The following is a 16,811-nucleotide window of genomic DNA, read 5'->3' as shown; positions in this document are numbered from 1 at the left end:
TTATACAAATACTAAATCTGTTACATCCAAGATTGTTGCTGGATTAGCTGTTTTATAGATTATTTTTTTCCCCTTTAGCTGGCTTGAGATTTCCTCAAGTTCAAAAGCAACTCGGTCAGGTCTTTGCTCATCTTTTTTGTAACTGATGATCTTGTAAACTTCAAGAATTTCACCTCGATACACCGCAGCGAGTTCTTCTTGATTGTATAAGCGATCAACATTCATTCTCCAGGCTCGGCGAACGCGCGCCTTCAAGGATTCTTTTGAATTTGGTACTTCATTTACTTTAATAATAATCATTAAATCACTTCACTTTTTTTATTTTCTTAGATCTTACTTTAGATATTCTTTTTACTTTCTTTTTACTTTCTTTTTATATTCTTATTATATTCTTTTGGTTTTCTTTTTTCAAGTATCAATTAGCTTGGTTATTAACGTTTGTATCAAATCCTATATTTCTGCATGATCTGTAATAGACGCTAACCATTCTAAATAATTACCAAATCACGATTAACGAACTTGTATTGATATGAGTGAGGATCATGTCAATTCACTTACGGACAATTCCTTGTCGGGGGATAAGAGCCTTATCTCATTAAGAGCCTAACTTTCATTGTTTACCCTTTATTCTCAAGCTTATATACTTGATGTAATATCACTCTGGAGGTCTTATTATATGGAATCGGAGCATAAATCAGCCTTTATAAGTTACAGTTGGGATAGCCTTGAACACCAGAAATGGGTATACGAATTAATGCAACACCTCAGAAGAAAAAATATAGACGTTGAAATAGATATTACGATAACACAAAACCACACTATAAACCTTAATGTGATGATGGTCCAAAATTTGCGTGATCGTGATTTTGTTATTTTTGTCCTTACAGAGAAATACGCCCAAAAGGCAGATGCCTTAGAAGGGGGCGTAGGTTTTGAAACAAAATTGTCCTTGGATACTTTAAAGACAAATCCCGATAAGTTTATTTTTATTGGGAGAAGTCAGGGCGATATTAATAAAATATTCCCCTTTCATCTACGAGGATATCATATCATTGATTTTTCTGATGACCGACTATACAATGAGGCGTTCAATAAACTAGTGCACCGCATAAATAAGATACCCTTATTTAAATTAGAGCCTCTTAGTGCTGTTCCTGCAATGAATCTAGGGGCTACGATTGAAAAAAAATATGAGAGAGAAATAAAATTTGCGGATTTTCAAATACCCGATCTGAGAGGGAATACACATTCGGAGAAAAATTATTTTATAGAACAAAACTATAATGAAATCATTTTAATATTTGAAAAATTACTTGATGAAGTGAAATTGAAATATCCAAATTTTAGTACAATAATAGAAAAAATAATAGAACAAAAAAGAACCTTTCATTTATATCTAAGTGGTGAATATAAGACATCTATAGAAATATGGATTAATTCACAAAATAAGATTAACAATATACATGTTTGTCGTTGTCGTTTTAATAAAGAACGTTTGAATAATGGTCAGCCTTTCAAATACTCTTCTAATGTTAGTGCATATAGCGATTCATTTTCATGTGGAGAAGATAATGATAAGAAATTATTATTAAGGAAAGGTATTAGTAATTTGAAACTTCATGACAATCCTACAACTCGCCAAATAGTTAAAGAGATATGGGAGAGTTATGCACTGCCATTTTTACATTACTAAAATTAGAATTTCAATATCCTAATTATAGATTACATACTAGATACGGTATATATTATACTGGAGGTTCAATTATATGAAATCGGAGCATAAATCAGCCTCAATAAGTTATAGTTAGGATAGCCTAGAACATCAAGAGTGGGTATATGATAATGGTTTAAATTCTCGTTTTTTTTAACCATCTGATTATATATTCGAAGAAAGTATAATTCTCTGGGAGGTCACTTGTAATGGGATCGGAGCACAAGACAGCTTTTTTAAGTTACAGTTGGGATAGCCTTGAACACCAGCAATGGGTGTACGATTTAATGCAGGATCTTAGAAAAAGAGGTATTGAAGCTATAATAGATATAACAATAACACAAACGCAAACCACAAATTTGAATGTGATGATGATCCAAAATATACGTGACCGAGATTTTGTTGTTTTTGTGCTTACAGAGAAATATGCCCAAAAGGCAGATACTCTAGCTGGGGGCGTTGGTTTTGAAACCTTATTGTCCTTGGAGACTCTAAAAAGAAACCCTGACAAGTTTATTTTTATAGGGAGAGGCCAAGGGGACTTCAATAAAATACTCCCCTTCCATTTGCAAGGATATAATGTTATCGATTTTTCCGATAACCAAGAATACGCTGAGGCACTAGAAAAACTTGTATATCGAATTCAAGGAGTTCCCTGGCTTGCAGTAGAACCCCTTGGAGAAATACCAGATTTGAAGCCGAGGACTTCAATAGCCCAAAAGGTTGAAAAGGAAACTGGGTTTGATAATTTGAAAATTCCCAACTTGAGGAAAAATACAGAATTAAATCGAAACGATTTTATGCGTGATAGCTATAATGAAATTGTCGCAACATTAGAAGAAATTCTTACGAAGGTAAAAGGGAAGAATCCAAACTTTCAGTTTGAAAATGATAAAATAACCGAAAAAAAGAATATTTTTAACTTATATGTGAATGGACAACAAAAAGCTTCAATGAAAATATGGAGAGATAGATTTTTTACGAGTGGTTATGACCAGATATTTCTTTATTATGGTCATTCACATAGTCATAGCGATAATGCACACAATGAATCGCTTGTGTGTAATGAGGACGGCGAAAAACGATTATTCTTAAAAATGAGCTTTAGTATCTATGGAAGTCAGGAGAATCTTACACCTCGACAAGTTGCTGAAGGGATATGGAGTCAACATTTGGAGCCTTCTTTACGGAATTAACGTACATTTGAATTATCAACTTAAATTGAACAGAAGGAAATTTCTTTTGTTCGATTTATTTGTTTTTGTATTTATTTATTTTCATTTGCCCCAATCCATTGAGCATAGCCATACGTAGGATTTTATTTCTTAAGGAGTTCTAGGAGCGTACCAACTTCAAAGATAACATTGTGGGACAGATGGATTAGATCAGTGGAACCTTTTAAATTCAGATACAAAAAAGAGCCACTTTTCAGCGACTCCCCCATAATGCACTTCCAAAGTAAACTGTCCCGAAGAATCCCGAAACAATTAATATTACCGATAAAATACCCACCAAATTACGTATTGATCCATTATCAATCCTCCGAATAATGAGAAAACACATAAGGCCAATAACTGCAACTGCAATCCCACCTAAAATTATTGGTCCTATAGTCTCCCATAGATCTACGTCTCCAAATAAATTGATTTTCATTGAATCCCTCCTGGTGCCTATGTTCGACAAAAGGGGATTTTAATCCTGCTTTAAAAGGCTTGATGATTTGATTTATAGGGGGAATGGATTATGCCATAATTTAAAAGTAGGTCAAACTCAAAAAAAAATCATTAAAGGAAAAAGAGCCGACCAAGACTTTATTACCCAGGCCTTAGTCGCCGCTGTTGCCCTTGAACTAATATCCCCCGTCAGGTCAATAAATAGTTACAAATTGATAAGACGATCACAATAAGGATCTATTTGGGCGATGCCTTCCTACTTAATGTCGTCCACGAATTATCTTCTTCTAAAAAATCCCCTTCAGGTAGTTTAAAATTCTGCTCAATCCAATTAAACAATCCATCGGGACTTGTGTTGTTATTCTTGAAATATTTGTTAATTGAATTGATTCCCAAAATATAATTTTGCCACTCAGAAGATTCGTTTCCCCTTTTTAAAGAGAATGTAATAAATACACTTGTCAGTGAGACACTTGTTTTTTGGGAATGAACCTTGTTAAAAATGTTATAAGCCATTTGATCTAGAGTAGATTTATTAAGGGTATCCGACACTACAACCAGTTCTAGAATTAATCCGTTCTTTATTTTCGTGGTGCTTTCACTTTTTGTAAACTTGTTAGTACGAAGCTTTGTGTCACTTATTATGCCGTTTTTTAGAGGAACAGTCTGTTTTAGATTCTGAATATACGATTCTTCTTTCCAAACTATATCACTTAAATTCCTTGTAATTTCGGGAATAATCGTCGGCGATGGTTCAGTTGATGGTTTGCTTCTAGTGGGATTCTGAATTTCAATTACATTGACAGCAGGTAAGGGACTCGCTTGCTTAGGTTCATTATCATCTGTGACTGCGAAATAAATACTACCAATCAATATGATAACCACAATAAAACCTAAACACCCAAAACAACCTTTTGTCTCTTGTTTCATTTGTTCTTCCCCAGATTGATTGATTGGTGTTTGATTAGTAGAAGTTTTTGGTATGGATTTTGGTTTTCCTGACGTTTGAACAGCGTTATTGAAGCCTTCTTTAAATTCTTTCCATGCCCCCAAGATCCATCAACTCATTTCGATTGATTGTATGCGTTAACTCATGCCCATTTAAACGACTATTTTCTAGTTTATCCTAAATGATAGTCAAATGCAGTAAACTTCTGGGGAAGGACCAATTCAGATAACTTCTTTTTCGCTCCAAATACTACATATATTAAAACTAAACCTTCCATAAGTTAACAAATAATCGTCGTCATTAGCCTACAACTTTATTTTTATTGACATAAAAAATAATCTCTTTATTTGACAAAAAAATGTTCATTTATGAAGTAGATATGTTAAAAGGAAGTCTACTTGTTTGCTCTGTAGGGGCACCTTTTTTCATACATAAAGGGGTTTGTGAGGAATGGAAATAAGAGGGCTTATACGCGAACAGTGAGCCATACGAAAGTCGGGTTCATTAGGTTTGGTTTTGGATTGACGAAAGAGCCCATTTTAAAGAGGCCTCTTAATCATTACTGTTCACCGTTTGAATTGATTAACAATTTCTCCATTCTTCTTAGAAATTAAATAAGCTGCTATAGGCACTACTTTATCATCGAGAAAGGTGATTTTGTAGCAAGCGATTTGACCTCTGTTTCACTATAGGAATAGACTTCATTGGTCTCGAAAGTGTAATTACTAAATTCTTCAGCATAATTAGCCTGGAACTCTTCTAATGCGATATCATTTGCTTTTTTCATGGTTATTTTGCTTGAGCATCCTATTAATAGCAGACAGAGTTATAAGTCTAATATAATTTGTTAAAGCATGATCAGTTGCATACAGTTAAAATCTTAATTCAGCATCGACATGCGCTGGATTTTTTTATAGAGCAGATAGTATTTAATTAGTAAGATTTTCATTATTATTTTTAAGTGTATTTCGCATGTTAATTTGATACATTATTAATGGGAAAATATTTCGCTTAGTTTTATTAAGCATGAAGGGCAATGTGATGTAATTGATTACATGGATAAAAGCATATTTGGAAAATCGAAAGTGGAATAAGATGTTGGAACAGCTTGAAGTCCAACTGAAGCTTTATGCTGGTTCGGACATGGGGTTGCAAAGACGGTTTGCAGAAATATCATTGCAGAGATTCTATATTTCAGAAGAGCAAATTACCAATTTGACGACAAAACACATGCATCAGTTCTATACGCAGGAATTTCCTCATGCGATTAACCCTATACTTGAGCGTTATTTTGAAGGAGTACCCACGGAACAACGTAATCTTGATCCTCGATTTTTGAAAATTGAAACTCTTTTTCAAGCTCAAAAAGAAAAGTATTGGAGTGTTTTCTCCAAGTTACGCACAAGTATTATACAATTAAATGAAGAAATCACAGGGAAAACTGAACATGCTGCGACTTTTCTTGTGGATGTAAAGAAAGCTCGTAAGGATTACTTCACACATACTTTAGCTGTGAAATTGATTTCTCAGTATAAAGACACGTTTGTTTACTTTAGCTCAGGCGATATCAGTGGGATCTCCGAATCGACTTCCGCAAGCATTGACGCTTATAAAGAGTTGAACAAGTATCGATCAGATTGGAACAAGGAATACATCAAGAGAGAATTGATTGAAGCTCAAGAGTTACTCTCCAATATTGATGGGAAGTCTCTAGATGCTCAGCAGCGAATCGCTGTGGTCACGGATGAAGATAGCAATTTGGTATTAGCTGGAGCTGGCAGCGGAAAAACATTAACGATTGCAGGCAAAGTGAAGTATTTGGTAGAGCGAAAACACGTGAAACCTAAAGAAATATTGCTGATTTCTTTTACCAAGAAGTCTGCGCTAGAAATGAAGGAGCGAATCGAAAGCCGACTCCACCTCCCTGTAGACGTAAAAACTTTTCATGCCTTAGGTCTTGAGATTATTGCTAAGCATCATCAAGCGAAGCCAGACATTTTTAGCGATCTTGCGGGAGTCATTCAGGCGTATATGAAGGATACGATATTTGAAGAGGACCAACAAATTAGGCATCTTATCGAATTCTTTGGATATTACCTTAGTATTCCGAAAGATTATTCTGAGTTTGAGAATTTGGGGGAGTACCATGACTTCCATCGTAACCTGGATTTTGAGACCTTAAAGGGAAAAATGTCGAAATCTGATTATGTAGACCATGCAGCGCATGTACAGAAAAGCCAATTGAAAACTCTTGCAGGGGAATCGGTAAAGAGCTTCGAAGAAACCTTGATTGCCAATTTTTTATTCTTGAATTCGGTGGAGTATGAGTATGAACGGGACTATCCGTTTGATACACGAACAGAACAATACCGTCAGTATAAGCCTGATTTTTACTTACCTGAGCATGATCTGTATATTGAACATTTTGGCGTCGATGAAGTGGAGCGTACGCCTTGGCTGAGCCCCATCGAGGAACAAAAGTACCTAGACTCCATGAGATGGAAAAGAGAGCAGCATGCTTCTCAAGGAACGACTTTGATTGAAACATACTCTTACCTCAATAAGCAGGGGGTGCTTCTTGATAAGTTACGGGAATATTTGCTGGCTCATGGGGTAAAGTTTAAAGAGGCCGATTATCTGTCGATTTTTAATAGTGTTTATAAAGAGAATCAAGATAAATACTTTAAGGAATTTGTGAAGCTGATAGCGACTTTCATCAACTTGTTTAAGTCCAGTGGATATGAAGTAGATCAATTTGAAGCATTTGTTCAGCAAAACCAAACGAAACCCGAGATTCCTTTTTTAAAGCGACGAACGGAACTATTTATATCTCTTGTTCGGCCGATATACAGCTACTATGAAGAACATTTAAAGAAGATAAAAAGTATCGATTTCAACGATATGATTAATCAAGCTACTGATATTGTTAGGAGAAACAAACCGTATTTTCCGTACACTTATATTATTATTGATGAATATCAGGATATATCGAAAAGCCGCTTTGGCCTGATTCAAACAATTCAAGAGCAGACGAAAGCTAAAATCATGTGTGTTGGGGATGATTGGCAGGGGATCTACCGTTTTGCGGGTTCTGATTTACAGCTCTTCACCAACTTTGGTCAATATTTTGGAACCCATGAGTTGATGAAGATTGAGCAGACCTATCGGAACTCGCAGCAGCTTGTGGATGTGGCTGGTCGCTTTGTAATGCGGAATGAAAATCAGTTCCGAAAAGAATTGAAATCCATGCATCAAAATCCAGAACCTTTTCGTATTTTGGGGTACCAAAAAGACAAGGCGACAGCACTCCGCGTAGCCATCGAACGCATCGTGAAGGAATATGGGAAAAACACAAAAATCCTTCTACTTGGACGCAATGGTTTTGATATCAACTTTTTAGATGAGGAATCTGAATTTCTTCTGAATGCAGACAAGACCCAGATTACCTATTCAAAGTACCGCGAGCTTCGGATCTCGTTTTTGACCACCCATAAATCCAAGGGGCTGGAAGAAGATCATGTTATTTTGCTGAATGCGGAGAACAGTCTCGTGGGATTCCCGAATAAAATCGCGGATGATCCTGTGCTCTCTTGTGTGCTTACGGATCAAGAGTCGTTTGAATTTGCGGAAGAACGCCGCCTGTTTTATGTGGGGCTAACACGTACACGAAATTCTTGCTACATCTTAACTTCTGAGCAGCGAATGTCTACTTTTGTAAAAGAACTAATTGAGAAGGATAGGATTCCCTATCAATTAGTGACGCAAGAAGAGAGCGTAACAGAGAATCCAAAGTGTCCAAAATGCAAAATAGGGCATTTAACGCGTAGAGTGGGGAATACGATCTTTTTGGGGTGCACGAATTTCCCTGGTTGTGATTATACTAATCAACATGTAGAGATATTGAAAAAGCCAAAGTTATGTCCGCGATGTGGAGGATTTTTAGTCTATAGAAAAGGTTCACGAGGGCCGTTTTATGGATGCACGAATTTTAAACACAACTGTCGATATACAGAAGGTTATAAATTTGTGAAATAACAGTTTAAATGAGGAATTAAGTTGGCTAAGAACATTATTCTTTAATTTCAAAGGTTAATAGTTTTGGCATAATTAAAATTAGCTATTCATTGTGCACATGAAAATTGTTTAACGCAATAATAGAAGTGTAATGAAATATTTGACGAAAATTAGGAGTGTGAATACATTGGGATGGTATGATTTTTTAAACAATAATCCAGTAGGCAAAACTTTTAGCAAAGTTGCAACTTCTGCTATTGGTGGTGTTGATAAGACTGTACAAAAGGGATTTAGCAAAGCAGATAAGGTAGTTGATTCATTTGATAAAAAAGGCCAGTCTTTAGGTAGCGCAATAGATAATATGGGAAATACATACAAGAGTGTGAAAAATAGCGGGTTAAAGCGTAATCACTTGGATGATATTGATGAAAATAAAAGAGTCCTCGATGAAAACTTGCCAACATTTATTAAGAACTCAAAACCTTACCAAACTGCAAGCAAGGTTGTGGAAACATCGAATAATATTACAAAAGTTGTTGATAAGTTTAATGGGTTACAAAAATAGATTGTTACATGAGAGGATAGACATTCGGTAAATCACCATTTCGTAAACTGTTATTACATATCTTAAAAAAACTATAGGATTTTTAGTCATTATATCCAGCAAGTAAAAGCAAAAAGAAAGTATATGAAATTGGCATACATGAAAAAATAAACGTATCTGGTAGCTGCCAAGTACGTTTATTTTTTCATTTGCTTTAATACCTATACCAAGACAGACTTGATTTTCACAATAGCTTGAAGATCTTGCTTTTCCTGAAAATAAAGATTAATATCGGAGCTTCGTCATCCTATCCTCAATAAAATGATTTTTGGCAAGGATTCTGAGAAAAGTGGAACTAATGCTTTCATAAAGGAAGAATGTCATGAATTGTTCGCTTATTATGATTCAACGGGGTCGCACTAATCGTTATATTTTAAATTATGCTGTCTCCCTTTATTGGAAATTCTATTGATAAGTAAGGTATAAAGCGCAGTTTGATTATTCAAACTGTCCTGCTCGTTTTCGATCTAAGGCTAGTTCACAAGGTTTACAGAGCCATTTTGTCTCATTCCAATAAACTCTTGTTGTAACAAGGCATTTATCACAAGTTTGAAATGAAACCTCTTTGATAACTTGAGTGGTATTTAGGAATTCATTAATCGAAACCCAGTTATCTTCTATATAAAATCCCTTATCTTGTAAGATTATTTCTTTGAAATAAATATACTTAACATTATTATTGATCACATTCCAAATGGCTATTTTATAGTTATAATTATAAAGATAATCAATTGTTTCTTTACAAAATTCATTAAAAATATATATATTGTCTGATATTGTTACGGTGACACTAAGAGGATTTTTGTTACAGTAGCACTCTCCAGCAAAATTAATTGACTTACCACAACTTTGACAATGTAAAGCTTCTTCATCGAGAAAATCATCATCATCAAATTCATCTAGAAAGTCATCATTTTCGTCAATTTCTTTATAAAATAAGAATCTTGCATCCTGTGCCTCAAATTCAAAATCAAATATAGATTCGTTAAAGTTTGAGATTTCTAGATCGAATTGTAATCTTACGCTATTATGCTCGTAGAGCGTTATGAAAAATCCATCCTTTGTTAAGGTTATGTTCATAATTTCATAAAACTCTTTGGAATTCAGATACATAAAACCTGAGCAACCATAAGTTCGTAAATCTTTAAATCGTGAGGCTAAATATTCCGTATTAGTACATTTTTTGAAATTTAAATTTTTGGAAAATGTAACTGAGTCCCCTAAGATGACATTTTCTACTTCCCAACCCGCATGTACCCATGGTCTATTCGGAACACATCTACTATTTCTCCACCAATCGGATTTTTTGAAAGCGGATTTCGGTAAGTTAAATCCTAAAATTTGTTCAAGGTCTACAAATGTAACAACAGTAGACTTGGAACAATTTTCTTCGAGATATTTTATCAAGGGCGCAAATTTACTCATTTTCATTCTCCTAATCAATGGTAATATTAAATCTAGCTTACCCATCTATAATGATTTCTGCAACGTCATCACCATCAGTAATTTAATAATGTCTACTATTACACTCAAAGTAGCAGCGCTAAAAAGGGTTGCCAATTAAACTTTACCAGTATAAAGTAAATATAATTTATAAGTGGGGAGCAACATAAATGAACGAAACAACTAACTTAAAAGCCTTGTTTTCTTTGCCATATTATCAAAGACAATTTATTGAAATTGAAGAAACGGTTTTTTTATATGGTACTCAAGAGATATCTGAATACGTAGCTCGAAAAACACCTGTAGGAACCGTTAAAGACGTGATTAAATCTAGAAGAGTTACAAAGTTAAGTTTATCGGACTTTAATACAAGACATACAACATATAATTCGTTTGGCGGGATGCAACAATTATTTGATGAATTGTTGAAAGGTCCAATAGGCAATCAAGAGTTATCAATAGAAGAATTTGAAGAACTACAAAATTACTACATGAGCAAAAAAGTGATCCAATTATCCCAAAATGATACCCCATTTTTAAAATTTCCACTCGGTCATCCAAAACCAACAACTATTTATGTTTGTAATCCTCATCTAAAAAATACATATTATCCTGTTAAGGAATTCCATAAGAGGACTTTCGAACATAAGTTTCAGGAAATTATCAATTTACTTATGACATTAGGAGCAACTTCTATTAAAGTGGAATATGATAGTGGTTATTTAAAAGAAGTAGACACTGGTTTGAATTTGAATATTAAGACCGTGGAAGTAGATGTGAAAACAGATCATAAAAGGAAAATTGATAATAATATCATTTATGAAGCAAGGTTCAAACCACGTGAAGAGGTTAACTTACCAGAGGAATTAGTTTGGTATTATCATGAACCTACATGGCAATCGATTGCAGAAGGTAGATTAAAACATGGTTTATTAAACTTCAATTTAGCAATAAATTATGAAGAAGATTTCAATGTAAATAGTGAAATAAATATAGATCTTATAAAATACGGCTTAAACATTAATTTAGAAATGGATTCTTTTAAATCAACAAAATGGATAATTAGTGGTGATTTTTCCGAAATGTAACAGTTGTCAGAGTGGATTTTCTGTTATAGGAACTTCGTTAATGGGTTTAACTCGGATGGTGGAAGTATAAAGTGGTTTTTCTATAAGATCGTTCAAAACAACTAATAGTATAACGGACTTTTCTTTTCAAGAAAGGTCCGTTATTTTATTGTAATAAAGGATAAAAAATAAGTGGGAATATTAGCTCCTTAATCTCTTCGTATCGAGTTCAACAAATGAAAAAAAGGCATTGATAAAAGCAATGAAGGTTAATGCAATGAAAGTGACAAGATATGTCTATCAGTTGTGGTAAAATATAGATGAAAAGGGCTGTTTGGTGGAAATATGGATAAAACGAGAAAGTTAAAACGAATATTAATGTTATATGAGATGATAAAAAATGGCGAGAAATTCAACAAAAGTGAAATGGCTTTAGAATTTGGCGTTCATGAACGTTCTATCCAGCGGGATATTGATGATATAAGAAGCTATTTATATGAACGACATACTGGAGAAGAACTTGTCTATAGTTATTCTGTAAAGGCGTATCAGAAGACCACTAGTAGTAGGGAGAAACTCACGGAAGTTGAACTATTAGCTGTTACAAAAATACTGATAGAAAGTAGAGCATTTACTCGATCAGAGATGCAAGGAGTAATCCAATCGATAATAAATCAAGCTGAGAAACATGAGAGAATAAGTATAAAAGAAGCTATACAAAATGAAATGCATCATTACAAACCATTGAATCACAATAAACCATTGTTGGAGCTTATTTGGGTGATTAGCAACGGAATTCGAAGACAAACTGTAATTCAAATCACCTATGAAAGAATGGATGGTAATGAAACTCAGAGAAGAGTAATGCCACTTTCCATAGTGTTTTCAGAGTTTTATTTTTATTTAGTCGCTAATATCGAAAATAGCAAGTATGATGAACCAGCCTTCTTTCGGCTTGATCGATTGAAGAAGTGTGATCTAACAGATGATTCTTTTAGAATTTTACAACAAAAGCGCTTTGAAGCAGGCGAACTCAGAAACCGAATTCAATTTATGTATTCGGGTGAGTTAATCAGATTACAGTTTGAATTTTGGGGGCCTTCGCTTTCTGCTGTTCTAGATAGGTTTCCAAATGGAAATGTAATTAAAAGGAATGAGCATAGTTGGATTATCGAAGCACAGGTGTATGGGACAGGGTGTATCATGTGGTTATTAAGCCAAGGACCCAACATAAAGGTAATCAAGCCTCAAAGCTTGAAGGAAATTATGAAAGAGAAAATACAGGCCATGGCCATGATATATCAGTAGAGTAAAAGGGATTCTTGAGGAGGACAGAAATATGAATGCGGACAATGATTTGAAGTTAGGAGTTAGTCAGGAGTATGAACGATATAAATATGATAACGTTGGAAAAAGAATTAAATTTAAGAATGAAATATTTGATAGTAAGAAAGTTGTTTTAGATCATTATTCTGGAAAGACAATACATCGATCAAGATTAGCAGCCTTAAAAAAATATGGAAAAATAAAATATACGGAGCATATACCAGACACGGATCATATTGTCCCCTTAAAAATGATACATAAGCGGTTGAGACGAAATCCATTTTTAACAGATGACAACGTTAGAGAAGTAGCAAATCTGAAACAAAATTATCGTATAACCAGTGGAAGATTTAATCGTAGCAAGGCCGACAAGAGCAATTGGACAGTCGCATTTGACCAAACAAAGAACGCTAATTTAACATCCAGAACAAAAATGATTGTAGATGATGTTAAGGCGAGATCTGCAATTCATAGTATTGCTGCTGTTAGAACTTCCCAAAATATAAGCAATGAGTTTAAGGCGGGTGCCAAGGGGTCAATCGAAGCCTCAGTGATACCTCTGGCAGTTATGGGGGTACAAAACCTGGTTATGATGGCCAAAGGTGAAAAGAATCTTGATGAAGCCATTAAAGAAACAAGTATTGCAGTAGCAACCACAGCCACTACTGGTGGATTGATAAGAGTGACAACCACAGCCCTAACTAATACATTAAATCAAAGCTCTGTAAAAGCATTACAGACAGTGGGTAATTCCAACATTGTAGCACAAATAATTTCTGTTTCACTACTCATTAAAGATTCGCTGATAGCATACATGAATGGTGAAATTGACAGTAAGCAATTTATGGAACAGATCGGTGAAAAGGGAGTAGGAATGGTAAGCGGTATACAAGGAGCTATCATTGGACAAATGTTAATTCCTATCCCAGGAGTGGGAGCTATTATAGGTACGATGGTGCTTTCAACAGTTTGTACTGAGTTATATAAATTTTCTAATAAAATGAGAGCAGCATATGAATCTTTAGGAGAATATTCTGAGTTGGAAGATAAAATCAATTTTATAGCAAATTCAGCTTTAAAGGAGATGGAAACACAAAGAAATAACTTGAAGGAGTGCATTTCGGAGGAGTTTAAAGTGTGGGATGAAAAAATTAATACAGCTTTTAACATAATGATAAACGCAACACTAAACAATGATGTGAATGGAATCTCAGCTTCTCTTGATGATATCTTAGGAATATTTGGAGAGAGAGTTCGCTTTAAAAATTATAATGAATTTGATGAATTTTTTATGAATCAAGATGCAATTTTGAAGCTTTAGGAGGATCAATATGATTAGATTTGTGATAAACATGGTTGAGGCGGATAAAAATAATTTACTTGCTGAGAAAAGAAATATACAAGCTTTTGAAAAGCTCGCAAAGGCAGAAATTAAAGTGAATAACCAACAGGCATTAACCTTAGCAGCGTTAGAAAAACTGATGAATCGAAAAAAGGGGATAATGGCGACATCCTTTAATACTTTTATTGAAGTCTATGAGCAAATTATGCGAATAGATTTTGATGATCGAGATGGATTTGGAAAAGTTAATATGAGTGAGCTAGTATCTCTCAATTCAGTGTCCTCTAACACAAATGTAAAGATTGAAGCAAAGGCATTGACGACAGAGCAATCACTAGCGGCATTCTTCATCAAAGGTGGTATTTCTGGAGTCATTGCCAAGGAGGCTGAAATGAATGCTAATATGGCCTCTGTACGAAATAGACAGGCTGACGTTACTATATCACAAGCTGAAACGATTTGTGTTGCTTTAAATGGCGTTGAAATTAGAGCCCATAAACTTTCTGAGTTGTTAGCAAAACTAAATCTGATTTTCAGAAAAACGATTGATACAACAACCGCTATTATCACAGATAAGGGGGCATTCAGACAGAATTACACGAAAGATGACAAAGAGAAGCTTATGTCTTGTATTAATACAGCTTCCACTATAAGAAAAGTTATGGATGCCCCTATTATTGATTCAGCTGGGGAATTAACACAACTTTCAATCAACGTTATACAAACTGGTTTTGAGTATTTAGAGAAGATGGATCAAGTTATTAATTATAAGGGGAATAGTCAATGAAACGTATTGTTGTATCCGATAAATGTGTAGCTTGTGGGACATGTTCACTGGAAAGTGAACTGATGACAGAAAGGTCTGATGGTAAGGCAGTAGCATGGGGCACTGGAATGATTACAAATGAACAATACAAGTCCTTTATACCTGTCTTGAAAAACTGTCCAACTGGTGCTATTAGTGTTGTCGATGATATTAATCAAGTGGGAGAGACAGCGAGTATTATTAAATTAAAAAAAATTATTGACGAAAAATTAAAATCTTATGAGGTGAAGTATCCTACAACTGAAAGTTTCGATTATATAGATAAAGAGTACATAGCGCCATTATTTATTAATAAAGATAAATCAGGATACGAGTATTCCTCCTATGATAGGGCCAGTAAAGAGGGATTCCGAGAATTTGAAAGAAGCATATACTCACAAAGGAAAACAATGGTACAATCCATGCTAATCGGGTATAAAACTAAAAAGCTATCTTCTTTTGCCTATTATGAGAAGAATTCGGGTGATTTTTACGATGGGGTTTGTCAGGAGATTACGAAGGTATTGAGTGAAGTAGAGTTTATGGCAAAGGAAATCACTAAAGGGCGGATTAAGTTGCCCGTTGATTTCTTACTATTTGAAGTAGGGCCAGATAAAGATTATGATGGTGAATTATATTGTTATAAACTAAGACACACGGAGCAACTCGATTACTTGAGTGAAGGAGCTCAGCCCGCGTCTTATTACGATTGTTATATTGATATAAATGAATTGAATGATAAATATTCTTTTGATTTAAATCAAGTGAAGGAAATTTTTATGGAGCATGTATCTTTTGAGCTATCTAATCAATTGTCAAAACATATTTTTGAATGGATGGATACAATCATAAATGAATTTAGTAAATTGGTTTCTAAAAAGATTAATGAGAAGATTGTGATCATTAAATCTGCATTAAAGGAATGTTCCTTTGGGGATATTTCAATTAAGGAAAACTCCACTTCAGATTTAAGGGAAGAATTAATGAAATTAATTAAAGAGACGGAGAAAATAGAACTAAAAAAAGAGTTCGCTTATCTTAGCGTGGATACCGATTACGATTCAAGTTATCGTTTTACTTCTGAGAGCAAGTGTCGAGAGGCAGCAGGAAATCGCCTGTGGAGGTTTTTTGATACTTGCCAAAATTATTTTTCATTAAGCTATGCAACGAATATTAGTGAAGAGCTTACTCAAAAATATTATTATCAAGTCAATAATATTTTTGATGATTTCAAAACCAAACTACAGAAAATCTACGATAAATTCGAGATGGAGTATCCGAATGCTACAATTCAAACTACAGTAAAAAGTAAAATAGTTACTATAGATTTCGCTTCCTTTGAACGGTTGTCGTTAAATATTAATATTGAAATAAGAGAATTAATTAATGAAAATGTATTAGAATATGGTAGATTTAATTATAATGATTATTTAGAGTATGATCGTGAAGCAATTGAAATTTGGAGTAGTTTAGATTGGAAAAAGGGTATTTTCGGAAGGGATATTGAATATACAAAGTACAGCTATTCATTAAGATTCTCTGGGATGTTAAACGGATATGAAAAGGCATGTAATGAATGCTGTAAATTAGCTTACGAGGATGGATTTTTACAAGAATACTATCAAAAACTTATGGGGAATATTTTGCAGGATGTCCGACGGAGTATAGTTAATAACTTGAGCTAAGTTATCATTTCTGTTAAATTTTTAAAAAAATAGTCGTTAGATGAAGTAATAATCTCGCCAAATATGATTTGAACATCCTAAAAACTCTAGCGCCGTTAGGCGCTTTTTTTGTTTAAGCGAATTATTATTAATTACCGTAAATTATATTTTTTTATTACAATGGAATTAAGCTTTTATATAAGTTTTTTATTT

At 34.2% G+C, this 16,811-nt stretch carries 13 protein-coding genes; 9 read left to right on the top strand and 4 right to left on the bottom strand.

Going from position 1 to position 16,811, the window contains the following annotated elements; translation table 11 throughout:
• Complete coding sequence (locus NYE58_RS32545) at positions 1 to 300, bottom strand: hypothetical protein (RefSeq protein ID WP_038596911.1); 300 nt, start codon at positions 298 to 300, stop codon at positions 1 to 3.
• 376 nt (positions 301 to 676) lie between these two features.
• Between NYE58_RS32545 and NYE58_RS32540 the strand changes: the two genes are divergently transcribed.
• Together NYE58_RS32540 and NYE58_RS32535 are read left to right on the top strand one after the other, a co-directional pair.
• Positions 677 to 1,693, top strand: a complete 1,017-nt coding sequence (locus NYE58_RS32540) for a toll/interleukin-1 receptor domain-containing protein (protein WP_052092335.1) — start codon at positions 677 to 679, stop codon at positions 1,691 to 1,693.
• Between the two features lie 227 nt (positions 1,694 to 1,920).
• Positions 1,921 to 2,907, top strand: a complete 987-nt coding sequence (locus NYE58_RS32535) for a toll/interleukin-1 receptor domain-containing protein (RefSeq protein ID WP_038596908.1) — start codon at positions 1,921 to 1,923, stop codon at positions 2,905 to 2,907.
• A 232-nt stretch (positions 2,908 to 3,139) separates the two neighbouring features.
• Here NYE58_RS32535 and NYE58_RS32530 read toward each other — a convergent pair whose 3' ends face one another.
• Both NYE58_RS32530 and NYE58_RS32525 read right to left on the bottom strand, forming a co-directional pair.
• The gene (locus NYE58_RS32530; RefSeq protein ID WP_038596905.1) at positions 3,140 to 3,364 is read right to left on the bottom strand and encodes a hypothetical protein; all 225 of its coding nucleotides are present in this window, start codon (positions 3,362 to 3,364) and stop codon (positions 3,140 to 3,142) included.
• Positions 3,365 to 3,621: 257 nt separating this feature from the next.
• Positions 3,622 to 4,437, bottom strand: coding sequence for a hypothetical protein (locus tag NYE58_RS32525; protein ID WP_038596902.1), 816 nt, complete (start codon positions 4,435 to 4,437; stop codon positions 3,622 to 3,624).
• Between the two features lie 967 nt (positions 4,438 to 5,404).
• Between NYE58_RS32525 and NYE58_RS32520 the strand changes: the two genes are divergently transcribed.
• Together NYE58_RS32520 and NYE58_RS32515 are read left to right on the top strand one after the other, a co-directional pair.
• Positions 5,405 to 8,368, top strand: coding sequence for a UvrD-helicase domain-containing protein (locus tag NYE58_RS32520; protein ID WP_341003998.1), 2,964 nt, complete (start codon positions 5,405 to 5,407; stop codon positions 8,366 to 8,368).
• A 166-nt stretch (positions 8,369 to 8,534) separates the two neighbouring features.
• Entirely contained in the window at positions 8,535 to 8,912 is a 378-nt protein-coding gene (locus NYE58_RS32515; RefSeq protein ID WP_038596896.1) for a hypothetical protein, read from the top strand.
• 477 nt (positions 8,913 to 9,389) lie between these two features.
• Here the strand turns inward: NYE58_RS32515 and NYE58_RS32510 are convergent, their stop codons facing one another.
• The gene (locus tag NYE58_RS32510; protein WP_038596893.1) at positions 9,390 to 10,376 is read right to left on the bottom strand and encodes a DUF7662 domain-containing protein; all 987 of its coding nucleotides are present in this window, start codon (positions 10,374 to 10,376) and stop codon (positions 9,390 to 9,392) included.
• A gap of 188 nt (positions 10,377 to 10,564) precedes the next feature.
• Between NYE58_RS32510 and NYE58_RS32505 the strand changes: the two genes are divergently transcribed.
• The 5 genes from NYE58_RS32505 (at position 10,565) to NYE58_RS32485 (ending at position 16,619) form a co-directional block, all read left to right on the top strand.
• On the top strand, positions 10,565 to 11,482 hold the full coding sequence (locus NYE58_RS32505) for a hypothetical protein (RefSeq protein WP_038596892.1): 918 nt from the start codon (positions 10,565 to 10,567) through the stop codon (positions 11,480 to 11,482).
• A 324-nt stretch (positions 11,483 to 11,806) separates the two neighbouring features.
• Positions 11,807 to 12,769 carry a helix-turn-helix transcriptional regulator gene (locus NYE58_RS32500; RefSeq protein ID WP_038596890.1) on the top strand — a complete coding sequence of 321 codons (963 nt, stop codon included), beginning with the start codon at positions 11,807 to 11,809 and terminating at the stop codon, positions 12,767 to 12,769.
• Positions 12,770 to 12,800: 31 nt separating this feature from the next.
• Positions 12,801 to 14,108, top strand: a complete 1,308-nt coding sequence (locus NYE58_RS32495) for a hypothetical protein (protein WP_038596887.1) — start codon at positions 12,801 to 12,803, stop codon at positions 14,106 to 14,108.
• A gap of 10 nt (positions 14,109 to 14,118) precedes the next feature.
• Positions 14,119 to 14,916 (top strand): hypothetical protein, encoded by a 798-nt coding sequence (locus NYE58_RS32490; RefSeq protein WP_038596885.1) that lies wholly within the window; start codon positions 14,119 to 14,121, stop codon positions 14,914 to 14,916.
• The gene (locus NYE58_RS32485; RefSeq protein WP_341003997.1) at positions 14,913 to 16,619 is read left to right on the top strand and encodes a ferredoxin; all 1,707 of its coding nucleotides are present in this window, start codon (positions 14,913 to 14,915) and stop codon (positions 16,617 to 16,619) included. Before NYE58_RS32490 ends, NYE58_RS32485 begins: the two co-directional genes overlap by 4 nt.
• Positions 16,620 to 16,811: the final 192 nt, after the last annotated feature.

Source organism: Paenibacillus sp. FSL L8-0708 (assembly GCF_038009325.1).
GTDB classification, from domain to species: domain Bacteria; phylum Bacillota; class Bacilli; order Paenibacillales; family Paenibacillaceae; genus Paenibacillus_AQ; species Paenibacillus_AQ odorifer.
This window is presented reverse-complemented; position numbering and strand designations above follow the sequence as displayed.